The organism is Stieleria magnilauensis (genome assembly GCA_007753675.1).
In the GTDB taxonomy this organism is placed as follows: domain Bacteria; phylum Planctomycetota; class Planctomycetia; order Pirellulales; family Pirellulaceae; genus Stieleria; species Stieleria magnilauensis.
In genome coordinates this window covers 3,752,447-3,768,366 of the sequence record CP036432.1, presented here as the reverse complement: position 1 = coordinate 3,768,366, position 15,920 = coordinate 3,752,447, and the positions used below count along the sequence as shown (strand labels likewise).

At 58.7% G+C, this 15,920-nt stretch carries 13 protein-coding genes; 10 read left to right on the top strand and 3 right to left on the bottom strand.

Translation table 11 applies throughout. From position 1 onward, the window contains the following. Positions 1 to 8 precede the first annotated feature (8 nt). Entirely contained in the window at positions 9 to 656 is a 648-nt protein-coding gene (gene msrA / locus TBK1r_RS13355) for a peptide-methionine (S)-S-oxide reductase MsrA (protein WP_145211240.1), read from the top strand. A 55-nt stretch (positions 657 to 711) separates the two neighbouring features. On the opposite strand, the gene TBK1r_RS13350 is transcribed toward msrA, so the two are convergent. Genes TBK1r_RS13350 through tssK form a run of 3 tightly spaced genes read right to left on the bottom strand, consistent with a single transcriptional unit; the run spans position 712 to position 4,890 of the window. Next, positions 712 to 2,769 carry a type VI secretion protein IcmF/TssM N-terminal domain-containing protein gene (locus TBK1r_RS13350; RefSeq protein ID WP_145211237.1) on the bottom strand — a complete coding sequence of 686 codons (2,058 nt, stop codon included), beginning with the start codon at positions 2,767 to 2,769 and terminating at the stop codon, positions 712 to 714. A 36-nt stretch (positions 2,770 to 2,805) separates the two neighbouring features. After that, positions 2,806 to 3,456 (bottom strand): DotU family type IV/VI secretion system protein, encoded by a 651-nt coding sequence (locus TBK1r_RS13345; protein WP_145211234.1) that lies wholly within the window; start codon positions 3,454 to 3,456, stop codon positions 2,806 to 2,808. A 3-nt stretch (positions 3,457 to 3,459) separates the two neighbouring features. Next, positions 3,460 to 4,890 carry a type VI secretion system baseplate subunit TssK gene (tssK, locus tag TBK1r_RS13340; RefSeq protein WP_145211230.1) on the bottom strand — a complete coding sequence of 477 codons (1,431 nt, stop codon included), beginning with the start codon at positions 4,888 to 4,890 and terminating at the stop codon, positions 3,460 to 3,462. Between the two features lie 454 nt (positions 4,891 to 5,344). Between tssK and TBK1r_RS13335 the strand changes: the two genes are divergently transcribed. From TBK1r_RS13335 to tssG, 9 genes are all read left to right on the top strand, one after another. Further along, complete coding sequence (locus TBK1r_RS13335) at positions 5,345 to 7,066, top strand: hypothetical protein (RefSeq protein ID WP_145211227.1); 1,722 nt, start codon at positions 5,345 to 5,347, stop codon at positions 7,064 to 7,066. 482 nt (positions 7,067 to 7,548) lie between these two features. After that, positions 7,549 to 8,721 (top strand): type VI secretion system protein TssA, encoded by a 1,173-nt coding sequence (gene tssA, locus TBK1r_RS13330; RefSeq protein WP_145211224.1) that lies wholly within the window; start codon positions 7,549 to 7,551, stop codon positions 8,719 to 8,721. 59 nt (positions 8,722 to 8,780) lie between these two features. After that, positions 8,781 to 9,308, top strand: a complete 528-nt coding sequence (gene tssB, locus TBK1r_RS13325) for a type VI secretion system contractile sheath small subunit (RefSeq protein ID WP_145211221.1) — start codon at positions 8,781 to 8,783, stop codon at positions 9,306 to 9,308. A 6-nt stretch (positions 9,309 to 9,314) separates the two neighbouring features. Continuing rightward, positions 9,315 to 10,811 carry a type VI secretion system contractile sheath large subunit gene (gene tssC, locus TBK1r_RS13320; RefSeq protein ID WP_145211218.1) on the top strand — a complete coding sequence of 499 codons (1,497 nt, stop codon included), beginning with the start codon at positions 9,315 to 9,317 and terminating at the stop codon, positions 10,809 to 10,811. A gap of 100 nt (positions 10,812 to 10,911) precedes the next feature. Then, positions 10,912 to 11,397, top strand: a complete 486-nt coding sequence (locus TBK1r_RS13315) for an Hcp family type VI secretion system effector (RefSeq protein ID WP_145211215.1) — start codon at positions 10,912 to 10,914, stop codon at positions 11,395 to 11,397. Between the two features lie 158 nt (positions 11,398 to 11,555). Then, positions 11,556 to 12,515 carry a type VI secretion system accessory protein TagJ gene (locus TBK1r_RS13310; protein ID WP_419581310.1) on the top strand — a complete coding sequence of 320 codons (960 nt, stop codon included), beginning with the start codon at positions 11,556 to 11,558 and terminating at the stop codon, positions 12,513 to 12,515. Between the two features lie 5 nt (positions 12,516 to 12,520). Further along, the gene (gene tssE / locus TBK1r_RS13305) at positions 12,521 to 13,018 is read left to right on the top strand and encodes a type VI secretion system baseplate subunit TssE (RefSeq protein ID WP_145211212.1); all 498 of its coding nucleotides are present in this window, start codon (positions 12,521 to 12,523) and stop codon (positions 13,016 to 13,018) included. Between the two features lie 14 nt (positions 13,019 to 13,032). Beyond that, positions 13,033 to 14,907: a type VI secretion system baseplate subunit TssF gene (gene tssF / locus TBK1r_RS13300; RefSeq protein ID WP_145211209.1), complete on the top strand. Its 1,875-nt coding sequence runs from the start codon at positions 13,033 to 13,035 to the stop codon at positions 14,905 to 14,907. Further along, the gene (gene tssG / locus TBK1r_RS13295; protein WP_145211207.1) at positions 14,871 to 15,896 is read left to right on the top strand and encodes a type VI secretion system baseplate subunit TssG; all 1,026 of its coding nucleotides are present in this window, start codon (positions 14,871 to 14,873) and stop codon (positions 15,894 to 15,896) included. Before tssF ends, tssG begins: the two co-directional genes overlap by 37 nt. Positions 15,897 to 15,920: the final 24 nt, after the last annotated feature.

The following is a 15,920-nucleotide window of genomic DNA, read 5'->3' as shown; positions in this document are numbered from 1 at the left end:
GAGCTGCCATGACTATCAATCGACACGCGCTGCTTGCGTTGATCCTGTTGGCCGCATGGTGTTGCGTTCCCTCGGCTGGCTCGGCCGAGGAACCCAAGCGAGAAACGGCAACGTTCGGCGGTGGCTGTTATTGGTGCGTGGAAGCCGTGTTTCAAAGGATTGAAGGCGTCAGCAATGTCCGGCCCGGATTCATGGGCGGACGAATTGAGAATCCGACGTATCGCCAAGTGCTGACGGGACGGACCGGTCACGTCGAAGTGATCCAATTGGAATACAACCCCGATGTGGTCACCTTTGAGACGTTGTTGCAGGTGTTTTGGCGCACGCACGACCCGACCACCAAGAACCGTCAAGGTCCAGACGTCGGACCGCAGTACCGCAGTGTGGTGTTCACCCACACGGACCAGCAGCGAGACGTCGCCCAACAGTACAAGCGACTGTTGAATCGGCAAAAGGCATTCCAGTCGCCGATCGTGACGTCCATTGAACGGGCCAGCACGTTTTATCCCGCAGACGCGGATCACCAGGACTACTTCAACCGAAACCCAGACAAGCAGTATTGCCAAGCGTACATCGTTCCGAAACTGAAGAAGTTAGAGGAACTCTTTCCTGATCAACTGAAAGCCGATCCGGCAAACAGCACAGACGCTCGGTGACAGGCCGGATGCCTATCCCACTGGTAGCATTCGACACTTCTTTCCCATTCGACCCTTAGCTCCAGACAAAACTCTGGAGCACCAACAGCACGGTCAGCAAAAGCGCGATGATCCAGCCGAGCACGGTGAACGTGGTCAGCAGCCGTTGCTTCCGACGGGACTCGGGCGTCCACTCGACCTTGGATTGCTCGTCGATCAGTTTGTCTTTCAACACGCCTTTGACGAACGCGGCTTGTCCCGTGGTCGCTCCGCTGGCGGCAAAGTAGCAACCGCTGAAAAAGAAGGAATCGTCTTTCTCGCCGCCGGCACTCTTCTCGCTCGATTCACATCCGAACGCTTGTCCCAGCACCATCCGCAGTCGCGGTTTTAACTCGTGTCGAATCTTGCACGTCAGCGCGTACAGCTTGCGGTTGCCACGTTGCTGGGCCAGTCCGTCCTCGCGGCTGAACAGCCGGTACACCCAGTCTTCGAATGCATCGCACAAGCGATCGCTATGGGTGTTCAATTCGTCGGGCGTGGGCCGGCTGCGGAGATCAAAACGGCCACCCAGTCGTCGCGACAACAATCCCGATTGCAAGCGACGAACCAGCTCGATGAATCCCTTGTCTTGTTCCAGACCGACGATCACAGCGGTGACCGGCGACCGCACGCCCATCGTTTGTTGGATCGTTTCGATGTCGCTGCGGGCCGATTGGGCGATGGCCGAAAGTTGTAACGGACCGACGCGAGAAAGTTCAAACGGGATCAGGGTCACAGCACCGTTGATGCCACACATCGGACGTCGAGCACGCTTGAGCAATTTGCAGACATAACGCAAGCGAGGGATTTGGTCCGACGTGTCCAGCGACGCCGGCAAGGCGACCTTTTTGTTGCCGCTGCTGCGCGGCATGGCCAACGGAGCCCCGGACGATGTCGTCGTGGTGACGTGGGGCGGCGACGGCGTCTCGGCAGCAACCGCTGCGCGAGGTGCAGCGGCAACCGCCGGCGATGGCGAAGCCGTCGCGGACGCGGCAGCCGGCGTGGGGGTTGCGCTGGGTTGGCTGGGCGGGTATTGGTCGAACGAGATCGTCCCTTCGTACCGCGGTGCCGGTCGCAGCGCGTCACCCATCGCCGCGGCGGGTGCGGGGGGACGCGGCACTTGCGGTTGGGGCACGTGCGGTTGAGGCAACTGAGGCTGAGGCGTTTGAGGGCGGGGCGGTGTCGGGAGGTCAAACGCGGATCCACGCGGCGGCAGTGACGCTGATTCTCGGCCCGCCCCGGCCAGCGGTGACGAGTCCATCGCTTGGTTGCCGATCGTGCCCAGGTAGGTCTGCGGTTGTGCCGGCTGCCGATCAGGCGGTGTCGATTGCGGAGCCGGACGCATCGCCGATTCCTTCTGCAGCTTCGGCGGTTGCGATTTGGCGGCGGCCGGTGCGGGAGGTTTGCCGGGGGCGGCACGCTGTATTTTCTGGATGCCGATCGGGCTGGGTGACGCATCCGGCGCGGCGTTCGGCGCGGCCGAGGCGGCGGCCCCGCCGTCACTGCGGCGCGCGATCCGCCGCGATGCGACGTTCATCGACGACGGCGCCCAACGCCCCATCAACGCGCTCAGTGAGCTGGCGCCGGGGCAAAACAGGTAGATCGCATCAGTGCTCATGTACCACTGCAAGGCGTGGCTGACGCCAGCCGCTTCCGGCACGCCGTGCACCGGCAGCTTGGTCTCCAACGCTTCCATCAAACCCTGTTCGGCTTGGTCGTCGGACGATCCCAGGATCAAAAAGATCGGATAGTCCGATGGAGAGACGCCCTTTGCCTCGAGCGCTGCAATCCCGGCCTCCCAGGCACGGTCGATATCGGGAAATTCACCCTCGATCACCTGGTTCCAACGCCGCATGCCCCAGTACAGCACGACCGGAATCAGAATCACCAGCGCGAATTCGATCACGATGTGGGTCATCGAGACCGCGTGAATCAAGCGGACGCTTTGCGAACCGAACAAGCGGAAGATCCAAACGATGATCAACAGGATCACGAGCGCCAATGCCGTCACGGCGGCCGATTTTCCGGCCAGCGTCGTGGGCAAAAAACGACGATGCAGCGGAAGCTTTTTTTCGGGCGGCGGTTCGTTGGACATGGTCACTATCGTTAGCGGTTACCGTGACGTCTGTCATCAGGTTCGGAAGAAGGAAAGGGCGAGCAATCCGGCGAGAATGGTTGCCAACAGCCAAGGCCAAACGAGCCGGGCGCGCGTCCAGTGCGGAACCGCCGGGACCAGGTTCCGTTCGCATTCCTGTCCCGCGGTCGCGTCGTTCCAGCGCTGTCGCGCCTGGCCGACGGCGTTTCCATATTCGGCCGCCCAGGACGGCAGATCGACCGCCAAACCATGTTTGTCGATCAGCATCCGATTCAATTTGGGGTCTCGATACAGACCGCGGAATCCCAGCATCACGCAGACATAAATCAGCTGCAACGCGTCATCGGAGCCGGCATTGAGCGCCGTCGTCGCGTTGACGTAGTACAAATCATTGCAGCGCCGGGTATTGAACAAACTCCATTCCAGCACGTTGTCACGCCACCAGTTTTGCCCCGACCAAATGTGGGCATCGACCAGCATCTCATCGATCCACGTCACCAAGGCGTACTTGGCCAGATCCCAGTCATCGGTGTAGCCGGAAAGTCGACTGTCGGCCTGTTGCAGCAGCCCCTCTAACGTCCGTTTCTCTTCCGCCGGAGCGATCTCCACGCCTCCATCGATCCGCTCCATCAAAGAAAACGCGTGAATCAGGATCGGATCGACGGCGTCGGCAAATCTTGGCGTCATGACTTACGTGCGGATGGCGAAAAGGGCGAATCGAAGTCGGGCGCGATTGCCGTCGGGGGTCACGACATCCAAGTGTCGCGCACCGGTCAGTTCGTCATAGTTCCGCACCCGCATCGCAACCGACTGGGTGCGCCGAATCTCAGGCCAGGCCGGCGATTCGTACTCGTCTTGAGAAACCTTGTAATACGTCCAGTACTGTCGCGAGGGCAGATCCGGAATCGTGGTCGAGACGATCTCGCGGCCCAGCCCGTTCTGGCGGACGTGAAAGAAATCTTCGACCTGATCGGCGCTGGCGAACACCCAATACCATTCCGGGGAACGCTCCAACAATTCGCGCAAGTTCGACTCGCTCGCACCACCGCGTTCGACGCCCAGGTACCATTCCCAATCGGGGTCGAACCATTCCGGGCCCAACCGAGCCTGCATCGTCGATCCGTAGCCCTCGAAGTTGGCCCGCAGGTATTCGTCGAACTGCGTGGCGTACAAAATGCCCAGGATCTTTTCGCGGATGTCGGCAAAGATGAATCCCAAGTTGTCGTGATCGTACGGCTCCACCTCGATGGCGCGTCGTTCGGGGCCGAAGATCGACAACCGACCCAAGATCCGGGCCAATTCCATGTAGGCGTCGAACGGGTGCACGCCCAAGGCCGGGCCCATCACGTCCAACGTGCTGTACGCTTCGTTCAAACGGTCCAGCATCGACACGCGACCCGAATCGGCCGGTTCCAGACTGTGGCGGCCGACACTCAACTGCCGGACCGGTTCGCTGAGCGTGTCCATGTTGCCGCTCAACACGTCGCGGATCCCCTGCACATAATGGCGCCGCAGGTAGGGCCAGGAATGGGTCGCCAGGATCGGCGGGATGTAGTTTTCATCGATCACCGGTTGGACCTCGCGCTCGCTGGCGCTGCGGACCCGCGCGATCGGCAGCACTTCGTAGCCGGCGGTGTCGCTGCCGACGATCAGCCGCAAATTCAGCCGGCGAAATTCGATCGGTTGGCCGCTGTCCTGGCCGTTCTCGTCCGGAACGTTGGATTGAATGCGGGTGAAACGCGCGAATCCGTTGGTGGAATCTCCGCTGACGTTCTCGCCGCCCAGGTTCAACTTCGGGACGCCGATGTAAATCATCAACGACGTCTCGGACTCGGTCGCCGATTGGGCGTCGAACGCCGCCTTCAAATCCACCTCCAGTTCCTGGCCGCTGTCCAATCGGATCAACGTGCCGTCACGCAAGCGGGCGTCAAGCTCTTCGACGCGAAAATGGCCGCTGGCCAAGGCGTCTTTGCTGTACTGAAACGCGTGCAGACCATAACCATAGGGATGATCCCAGCTTTCGGACGTGTGCGACAGCTCCAACCAGTGTCGATCGGCTGCCTGTAGATGGTGGGGCCGCACAAACAGCCCTTGATACCAGTGCACGCGTGGATTCTTCATACGTCGGTAACGCCTCTGTTATTCATCAAGTCGACCCATCTTGTGAGACTCCGGCCCATTATGCGCCATCCGCTGTTGGATCTCCTACAGCAGTCGTCGCAACGTCATTCCGCCAACAACACCTGGCAAACCGGACCCGGCGTTCAACGTTTCTGCCGTGAAACTGCTGATCCTCCCTTCACGGACGTGATTGCGTGTTCCCGACCGGCCCGTCATCGGCATCCTCGTTGCCCAACATCCGTTCCCACAGCCCAATCGGGCAGGAAATCAAGCGGCCGTTCGGTAATAACCGACAAATCTTACCCAATTCTCATGACCGTAAAGTTCCGAACGTCCGATAAATCGACAGAGACCAACCAACATCGACCGTCCTGGCAGCGGGTTCGCACCACGTCGCCCGCCGGTCAGGCTGAGGTTTAGACCCACGATTCCTCCAGAGACACTCACCATTTCAGTGACGAATCCTCTGCACGTCCCGCTACGACTGCTGATCTGGCTGCTGCTCGGCTGCACCCTGGGGGCAGTCCACTCCGCGGATGCCCAGAACCCGTCACTCGCGGCCGGTCAGACCTCGACGCCGCTGTCGTCCGCCGAACCGTCTTCAACCCAGCGGTCGTCCACCGATCCCGACGCCCCGTTTTCGTGGACCATCGACGAGCCGCAGCCGATCGTAGGGCTGTTGCTGCCCGAGCGGTTGTCGGTTCCCGTCACGGTGGGCACGATGCCGGCGACGCTCAACAGCACGCCGCATGCGCTCGGTCACTCGCATGCGCTCGGTCAATCGCCTTCGCTCGGCCAATCGCCCTCGGCGACGACGCGACCGCCGCACGTTCGGATTGCCTCGTCCGATCCGCTGGAAAACCTGCCGACGACCGACGGCCAGCCCGCCGTCGTGCTGGCCCAATCGGACTCGGCGCTGCCGCCGCCCGATCACGGCGCAATGGCAGCCGATGCCCCTCAACGCTCACCAAGTACCGCAGGCAAAACGGTTTCACAGCGGTTCGTCACGCCCGATGCGGCGCGGCCCAGGATCTTGTTTCAGCCAGCCGTTCCCAGTTGGGACCCTGCCGCGGGCACGATTTTGAAGCCGACCGTTCATCTGGCCGATGATCCCGCCGCTGAGATTCTGCCGACGCCCAACGCCATCGCGACGGAGCTGATTCCGTCGACGCTGCCAGTCGAAGGCGACCGCGTTCCGATCGCCGAAAACTTCCAACCCGATCCTGTCTGGGTCCCTTCCGCGGCCAGTGATCGGTTCGAAACGTTTCGCAATCGACGGCGAAAACCCTTGGCAGCACTGTTTGAACGCACCGCCAGGGCGATGCGCAGCCAAGCCGGACGCGATGTCGGTGTGGGTGTCGAGCGGTTGCCGTTCGCCCTGTTCGAAATCGATGCCTCACAACCGTCCAATAATTTTCGTCTGCGGTTTGAGTCGGCGCGCGACTGGGAATTCGCCGATCGCGTGGAATACTTTTGGTCCCGAATCGGCAAGAAGGGGCCTGAGTTTACCAACCCACTGACGTTCGAACCCTCGGTCGACTACCAGGACATTCGGCTGTCGTTCGAAGTCGGCGGCAGCAGGTTCTCCGCCACCACTGAACTGCCGTTGCGGTTCATCGATCCCACCATCCTGAGTAATACAGGTGGAATGGGGGATATGGCAATCACGACCAAAACGGTGCTCCTCGATGGCGACTCACTGCAGCTGACGCAGGTGTTGCGGAACCAGCTGGCGACGGGGTCGGCCAAACGTGGGCTCGGCAACGGACACGTCTCGATGGAGCCGGGGTTTGTCGCAAGTTATAAGTGGAGCGATCGCACGCTGATTCATAATGAACTGAAATTATGGTTTCCGATCGGCGGCGAACCGGGGTTTTCGGGTCCGGTATTAAGATACGGCATGGGTTTTGCAAACGTCCTCTATGACAGTGACACGTTTGCAATTCTTCCCACGTTTGAGCTGGTTGGTTGGTCCATTTTGACGGGACAGAAATCCGTCGGCTTGCCCAATCCTCAAAGCATCGACGGCGAAAATATCATTAATCTTTATCCCGGTTTGCGGATCGTTCGTGACAACGGACGACTGTTTGAACTGGGGATCAACGGCGGGGTCAGCGTGACCGAGCGACATTGGTATCGCAGCGTGTTGCGACTGGATCTGCGCTGGACGTTCTAACGCTCCGTCAACTTTTCAACCTGGAGTGCCACAGAATAGGGGTCAGGTTGCAAAACGGCGAAGTACCCTTGGGGCCGTTTTGCGTTCACAAATTGCATTCTCCTTGGGACGATCGTCCAGGTGCGACTCAAGCCGGTGGCACCTGTTCGCCGAAACTAGAGCTTCGCATGCTGTCGCTGCCATCGCGATAGAATCGTGTTGAGACGATTTTTTTCCCCACGTTACACATTGGCGACTGTAGGAATTGTATCTTGAGTGGTATCACCGGAGTTTTCCTTCCATCCAACCGAGATGGGGTAAATCGTGACTGCCAATCTTTCTGGTCAACGACCGCATCGTTATCGATGTCCTACGGTTCCCAAGTCCGACGCTCGACGTATCAAGCGTTTGAGACACTCTAGCGGCGTGGCGGCGTCGTTTCGCACCGACCTCGGTGCCATCGTACCTTCATCCAAGTCGCTCTCCGGGAAGTTGTAAGCCAGATGGATCTAACGGATCTCGAAACACTACTTGCGCCGATCTCCGACGACGAACCCTGTGGTCCGGACTTGGAATACGATGCCGAGTTCGGCGAGATGGAGCGAGCGGCGCAGAGCACGGCCGAACAACAGTACGGCGATACCGTCGTCGCCGCCGAGCCGCCCGATTGGAAGGACGTCAAGAAACGGGCCGAAGCCCTGTTGTCCCGCACCAAGGACATGCGAGTCGTCGCCATGTTGGCGCGTGCGACGCTCAACCAAGACGGCGTGATCGGTTTCTCTCACGCATTGCATCTGCTACGCAGCTATCTCGAAACGTTTTGGGAGACCGTGCATCCCGAGTTGGACCGCGAAGACAATGACGATCCGACCTACCGCACGAACACATTGATCACGTTCTGTGACGAACAGGGGATCATGAAAGATTTGCGCGACGCCCCGTTGGTCGCATCGCGCACGGTCGGACGTTTTTCGCTTCGCGACGTCGAACATGCCCGCGAGGCTGCCGAGAATCCCAGCACCGACGAAGAATCCGGTTCCAGCGGTCCCACGCTCGGCGTGATCGACGCGGCGTTCAGTGATGTGAGCGTGGAATCGATTCAGGCGACCGAAGAAGCACTGCGTCTTGCGGCCGAACACCTCGATGCGATCGAAAAGTTTGTCACCCAGCAGGTCGGTGTCAATTTTGCCGTCAGCCTCGCTCCGCCGCGCATGCTGCTTGAGGAGATGGACAAGTTTGTCGTTTCGCAACTCGAGCGACGCGGTGTCTTTGCCAGCGAACCCGAATCCGAAACCGAAAGCGAGGGCAAATGGGGCTGGGATGACAGTGCTGAAACGCCTGGCTCAGGCGAGCAAGTCGCGGATTCCGCGTCAGTCGCGGCACCGGGGTATCGCGTCAACGGCAAGATCGCGTCACGAAAAGATGCGATCAAAGCGTTGGATGATGTTTGCGATTTCTATGAAGAAAACGAACCGTCCAGCCCGCTTCCCCTGCTGATTCGACGCGCCCAACGTCTCGCATCGAAAAGTTTTCTGGACATTCTGCGTGACTTGGCCCCCGATGCCGTCTCGCAGGCCGAAGCGCTCGGCGGAAGCAAATCGGATCTTTCACATTCCAGCAGCGAGCCGGTCAGCGATTCAGGCGAAGCGACCCAAGACGAATCATCAAGTTGGTGACCCCACAATTTCAATAGCGGCGGCACGTGACCGCCCGAATTTTTACGCAGGAGTAACAGATGGCTAAAGCTAGCGCTCAGAAATTTATCGCGAGGAATCGAGCTCCTCGTGTGCAGATCGAATACGACGTGGAAGTCTACGGTGCCGAAAAGAAGGTTCAGCTTCCCTTCGTGATGGGCGTGCTGGCTGACCTGTCGGGCAAGCCGGAAGAACCGCTCGCGCCGGTCGCGGACCGAAAGGCGCTTGAGATCGACGTGGATAACTTCGATGAACGAATGAAATCCATGAAGCCTCGCGTCGCGTTCCAGGTGCCCAATACGTTGACCGGCGAAGGCAACATGGCCGTCGACTTGACGTTCGAGAGCATGGATGATTTTTCGCCCGCGGCAATCGCCCGCAAAGTCGATTCGCTCAGCAAACTGTTGCAAGCCCGTGAGCAACTCTCCAATCTGCTGACCTACATGGACGGCAAAGACGGCGCCGAAGCCTTGCTCGCCAAAGCCCTGAAAGACCCCGCACTGCTGCAATCCCTTTCCGCCGCTCCGAAAGCGGACGGCGACGCAGAAACACCCGCCAACGAGGAGTAATCCATAATGAGTACTGACGAAGCCGCATCCGCAGGACAGGCCGAGGGCGCAACCCTCGAAGCGAGTGAGTTCTCTTCGCTGTTGCAGAAGGAATTCCGCCCCAAGTCCGACCAAGCCAAAGAGGCGGTCGAAACCGCCGTCAAAACGCTGGCCGAACACGCGCTCTCGCAAACCGCACTCATCTCCGATGACGTGCTGGCATCGGTCGAAGCGATCATCGCCCAGATCGACTCCAAGCTCAGCGAACAGATCAATCTGATTCTCCACAACGCGGACTTCCAAAAATTGGAAGGTGCGTGGCGCGGATTGCATCACTTGGTCAACAACACCGAGACCGACGAGATGCTCAAGATTCGAGTGATGAACATCTCGAAGAAAGAGCTGCACAAAACGGTCAAGAAGTTCAAAGGCACCGCCTGGGACCAAAGTCCGATCTTCAAGAAGATGTACGAAGAGGAATATGGTCAATTCGGCGGCGAGCCCTACGGCTGCCTCGTCGGTGACTACCACTTCGACCACAGCCCGCCGGACGTCGAATTGCTGGGCGAAATGGCTCAAATCTCCGCCGCCTGTCACTCGCCCTTCATCGCCGGTGTCGCACCGGCAGTGTTGCAGATGGACAGTTGGCAAGAGCTGACCAATCCGCGCGACTTGACCAAGATCTTCCAGACCCCCGAGTACGCCGCCTGGCGTTCGCTACGGGAGTCGGATGATTCCAAGTACATCGGGTTGGCAATGCCACGCTTCCTGTCGCGATTGCCCTACGGTGCGGCATCGGATCCCGTCGACGAATTTGCGTTCGAAGAGGACACCGATGCGGCAAACAGCGAAAACTATTGCTGGTCCAACGCCGCTTACGCCATGGCGACCAACATCACCCGTTCGTTCAAGATGTACGGTTGGTGCTCGCGAATTCGTGGAATCGAATCCGGCGGTGCCGTCGAAGGCTTGCCCTGTCACACGTTCCCGACCGATGACGGTGGCGTCGACATGAAGTGTCCGACCGAAATCGCCATCAGCGATCGTCGTGAAGCGGAACTCGCCAAAAATGGCTTCATGCCATTGATCCACAAAAAGAACTCCGACTTTGCCGCCTTCATCGGCGCCCAGTCGTTGCATCAGCCGGCCGAGTACGATGACCCCGATGCGACCGCCAACGCCAACCTGGGTGCGCGGCTGCCTTACCTGTTCGCCACCTGCCGGTTCGCGCACTACTTGAAGTGCATCGTGCGTGACAAGATCGGCAGCTTTAAAGAACGCAAGGACATGCAGCGATGGTTGCAAGACTGGATCAACCAATATGTCGACGGTAACCCTGGGACTTCCAGCGAAGACACCAAGGCACGCAAGCCATTGGCCGCCGCCGAAGTGGTGATTGAAGAGGTCGAAGGGAATCCTGGATACTACACCTCCAAATTCTTCTTGCGTCCGCACTATCAATTGGAGGGACTCTCGGTATCTCTGCGTCTCGTCTCGAAACTTCCTTCGGCCAAGGGTGGCTGATCGATAGCTCCGTGGCGTGTAGACTTTCGCACGTCGCGAAGCGGTAACCTTCGCGACGTTTTATTCACTGACTGGCACTTGACTGCAAAAGGAAATCACGATGGCTGTAGACATGTTTCTGGACATCAAGGGAGAGATTCAAGGAGAATCTCAAGACAAAACTCACAAGGACGAGATTGATGTTCTCGCCTGGAGTTGGGGGATGTCGCAATCCGGCTCTTTCCACGCCGGTGGCGGTGGTGGTTCCGGAAAGGCGAACTTCCAAGACATCAGTGTCACCAAATGGATCGACTCCTCCTCGCCGATTTTGATGGTGTACTGTGCGAACGGTGATCACTTCACCAACGCCAAATTGACGATCCGAAAGGCCGGTAAGAACCCGCTGGAATATCTGGTCATTCAGATGAAGGATGTTCTGGTGACCTCGGTCAGCACTGGTGGGTCGGGTGGAGAAGACCGATTGACCGAAAACGTGTCGCTCAACTTCCGTGAAGTGAAGGTCGAGTACAAAGCTCAAAAGGCTGACGGAACGGCAGACTCTGCAAAAGTGTTCACCTGGAACATCGCCGAAAACGCCGCATCGTGATCTTGCGATTGCGATCGATTGATCTGAGGGGACGAGCCTGTCGGTGACACGCTCGTCCGCTGGGTCGGTCGTCCAGCCATGATGTCCTTTGCCGATGTGCGGTTTCCCATCGCGCATCGGGAGCAGGGCTTCTGACATTGCTAGCGCCGAGACCCTCGGTGCTGTTCCCCATTCACTCGATCGCTGTCGTCATTGGACCGATTGACGTTGGCGTCTCTCTTATCGGATCGCTGCAAATGCTCGCCGAAGAATACCTCCGTGATGGAAAATTGGATGAAGCCTTTGCGGAACTCAAAAAGGTCGTCCAGCAGGATCCGGCCAATGAAAAGTATCGGGTGTTTCTGTTCCAAATGCTGACGGTGCTCGGCAAGTGGGACAGCGCGCTGAGCCAACTCGAAATCGCCGGCGATCTGGACGCCGGGAATCTGGCGATGGTGCAAGCCTATCGCGAAGCCATCAAGTGCGAAACCATTCGGGCCCGCGTCTTCGCCGGCGAGACCTCGCCGATGATTTTTGGCGAACCCGATCGCTGGCTGGCCCTGATGATCGAGGCGCTCAAGCTGGCCGCCAACGGGCAACACGCTAAAGCCGAATCGCTGCGGTCGGAGGCGTTCGAGTCCGCTCCCACCACCGCCGGGACCCTCGAATTGACCGGTGATCATCGGCACGAATTCGATTGGATTGCCGACGCCGATCCGAGACTCGGACCCGTGCTCGAAGGCCTGCTCAACGGACAATATTACTGGATCCCGTTCCACCGAATCGCCCGAATCGAAATCGAAGCACCCTCGGACCTGCGAGATTTTGTCTGGACACCGGTGCATTTCACGTGGGCCAACGGCGGAGAATCCTTCGGCATGATTCCGACTCGCTATCCCGGGTCCGAATCAATCGATGATCCCCTGGTCCGACTCTCCCGCAAAACCGACTGGCAACACGTTGTGGATTCCGACAGTGAGCTCACGATCGGTATCGGTCAACGCATGCTCGCGACCGACGCCGATGAATACGCGTTGCTGGACGTCCGAAAAATCACGTTGAACGTGGAGATCGAAGCCGATCAGGAATCTGAATCTGACCAGGACGAATCAAGCGACGTTCCAAGTGGTGATGACTGAGTACGATGGCAGACCTGAGTTCTCAAGAACGTCTGTTTCCTTCGCTGTTGGATCGGTTGACCGATGACCAAGCGGGAACCAAAACCGAATCACGCGACCAGCGTGTGTTCTCGATCCACAAGTTGCGCGCGGCCGTTTTGCGTGACCTGGCATGGCTGATGAACACGTGCCACCTTGCCGCCCACCAGGACCTCAGTGACTACCCCGAGGTGGCCAAGTCGGTCATCAATTATGGCATCCCGGATCTGACCGGTAAAACTGTCTCCGGATTGCAAGTGTTCGAGGTCCAACAGGCGCTCCGTCAAGCGATTTTGGATTTCGAACCCCGAATCCTTGCCGACACGTTAGAAGTGCGAGGTGAAAAGGACCCCGATTCGCCGCTGTCAAACTCATTGCAGTTTGAGATCGAAGGCGAACTTTGGTCCAGGCCGTTTCCCGAACGTCTGTATCTGCGTTCGGAGCTCGATCTAGAGACGGGCAACGTCAATATTCACGAAGCCTAACGAGGCACGTCTGCATGGATCCGCGTCTGCTGAATTATTACAACCAGGAGCTCCAATTCGTTCGAGAATCGGGCGCCGAGTTCGCGGAGGAATATCCCAAGATCGCGAGCCGTTTGGGGATCGACGTTTTTGAGTGCGCCGATCCGTATGTGGAGCGGTTGTTCGAAGGGTTTGCATTGCTGGCCGCGCGGATTCAGTTGAAGCTGGATGCCGAATTCCCCCGGCTGACACAGCACTTGCTGCAAATGGTGTGTCCCCACTATCTGTCGCCACAACCCTCGATGGCCGTTGTCCAGTTTCAGCCCGATTTGACCGAAGGGGCGTTGGCCGAGGGATTCAAGCTGCCTCGCAACACGTTGCTGCAAAGTCTGTTGGGCAAAGGCGAACAGACACGCTGTACCTTCCGCACGGCCGACGAGGTCACGCTTTGGCCGATCAAGTTGGCCAAGGCGGATTACTTCCTGCGTGACGTCGCCGCGCTGGGGCTGCCCGACCATCCGTCGGTCAAAGCCGCCATGGTGTTGAAGCTGGAGTCCACCGCGGGACTCAAATTCAATCAGCTTCCGCTCGATCAGCTGCCCCTGTTTATTCGCGGCGCCACCGACGTGCCGATGCGGATCTATGAACAATTGATGACCGGTGGCGTCGGAATCGCCGTGCGGGCCGGCGGCAATCAGGCACGCTGGAAGGTCCAAATGGGGAAGTCGAAGGTCAGCCCGATGGGTTTTGGCGATGACCAAGCCATGCTCCCCTACGGCCCGCGGTCCTTCCAGGGATACCGCTTGTTGCAGGAATACTTTTCGTTCCCGCATCGGTACATGTTCGCCCGGCTGAACGAGCTTCAGTCACTGGTCAAACAATGCGACAGCGAGTCGATTGAAATTGCGATTCTGCTTCGCCGCGGCGACCCGCAGCTTTCCAATCGCGTCGACGCGACTCATTTTTCGCTCTTCAGCTGTCCGGCGGTCAATCTGTTCCCCAAACGCGCCGATCGAATCCATCTCAGTGACCGTGCGTCGGAATACCAGGTCATGCCGGATCGCACGCGGCCCCTGGATTTCGAAGTTTACGATGTCGGCGAGGTGCGAGGCTACGGCACCAGCAACGACCGCGAACAGGAGTTCAGGCCGTTTTATTCGATCAATGACTTCACGTCGGATCACCGTAGCCGGGCGTACTTCACCGTCACGCGGCGGCCCCGCATGCTGTCGGGCAAGCATAAACAATACGGGCCACGTTCGAGCTACATCGGCAGCGAAGCATTCCTGACGTTGGTCGACGCGAACGAGGCTCCGTATTCGCACGAGCTTCGCCAGCTGTCGGTGGAGACACTTTGCACCAATCGTGATCTGCCGCTGCAGATGCCGGTGGGAATCAGCGATTCCGACTTTACCTTGGAAGTCAGCGCCCCCGTCCAGGCCGTTCGCTGTCTGGTCGGCCCCACCAAACCACAGCCTTCCAGAAGCTACGAGAACGGCCAGACCACTTGGCGTCTGATCAATCACCTGTCGCTCAATTATCTCTCGTTGGTCAACAGCGAATCCGGCGGCGCGACCGCGCTCCGCGAGCTGCTGTCGCTCTACTCCGACACCAACAACGTGATGACAAACAAGCAGATCGACGCAGTGCGGTCGATCGAATCCAAACCGGTCACCCGCCCGATTTCGTCGTCCGGTCCGCTCAGTTTCGGCCGTGGTCTCGAACTCACGCTCACGCTGGACGAAACAGGATTCGAGGGAACCGGTGCGTTCTTGATGGCGGCGGTGCTCAACGAATTCTTTGCAAAGTATGTGTCAATCAACTCATTTACCGAAACGGTCTTTCGAACGGCCGAACGAGGAGAGGTAACGCGATGGCCCGCGAAGATGGGACGGCGACACGCCCTTTAGACGTGACGCTGCAACGGCTAAACGACGAACCGTACAAGTTTGATTTCTATCAAGCGATGCGGTTGCTCGAATGTGCGTTTCCCGATTCCCCTCGGTTCGGTCACACCATTCGTCTGTCCGACGATCGCGTCCGGTTGGCACAGCAACCCTCGCTCAGTTTCGCACCGTCGTCGTTGTCGGCGTTTGATCTCGCCAGCGGGGCCGGCGCCAACGACTACCACAAAATGAGCGTCCGCTTCTTCGGGCTGTGCGGTCCCAACGGCGCTCTGCCGCTGCACTTGACCGAATACATTCGCGATCGAATCCAGCACCACGACGACACCACGTTCGCCGCTTTCCTGGACGTCTTTCATCACCGCATGCTCTCGCTCTTCTATCGGGCTTGGGCTGATGCTCAACCGGTCGCGCATTTCGATCGTCCCGAATCGGATCGATTCTCGGTCTACGTCGGGTCCCTGATGGGGATCGGCATGCCGTCGCTGCAAGATCGTGACGAATTGCCCGATCTGGCAAAGCTGTTTTATGCCGGTCGCTTCGCCTGCCAGGCCCGCAACCCGGAAGGCTTGCAGGCCATGATTTCAGACTTTTTCAAAGTGCCCTGCGAGATCGAAGAGTTTGTCGGCCGATGGACCGAAATCCCCGACAACTGCCGCTTCAACCTCGGTGACGATCCCGACAGTTCCAGCGTCGGGGTCGCTTGCACGCTCGGTTCGCATGTCTGGGAGTGCCAACAAAACTTTCGCATCACCGTCGGACCGGTCGGTTGGGATGATTTTTCCCGCCTGCTTCCCGGTGGCGAAAGCCTGCAGCGATTGACCGCGCTGGTCAAAAACTATCTCGGCGAAGAATTGCTTTGGGATCTGAACCTCGTCCTCAAGAAAGAAGAAACGCCTTCCTGGCAACTGGGCGAGGCAAAACTCGGTCAAACCATGTGGTTGGACAGCGATGGCGTCACCGAAGATCCGAAAGACTTATTGTTACACAGTTAAAAAGACTCGAATGAACAAGTGGGA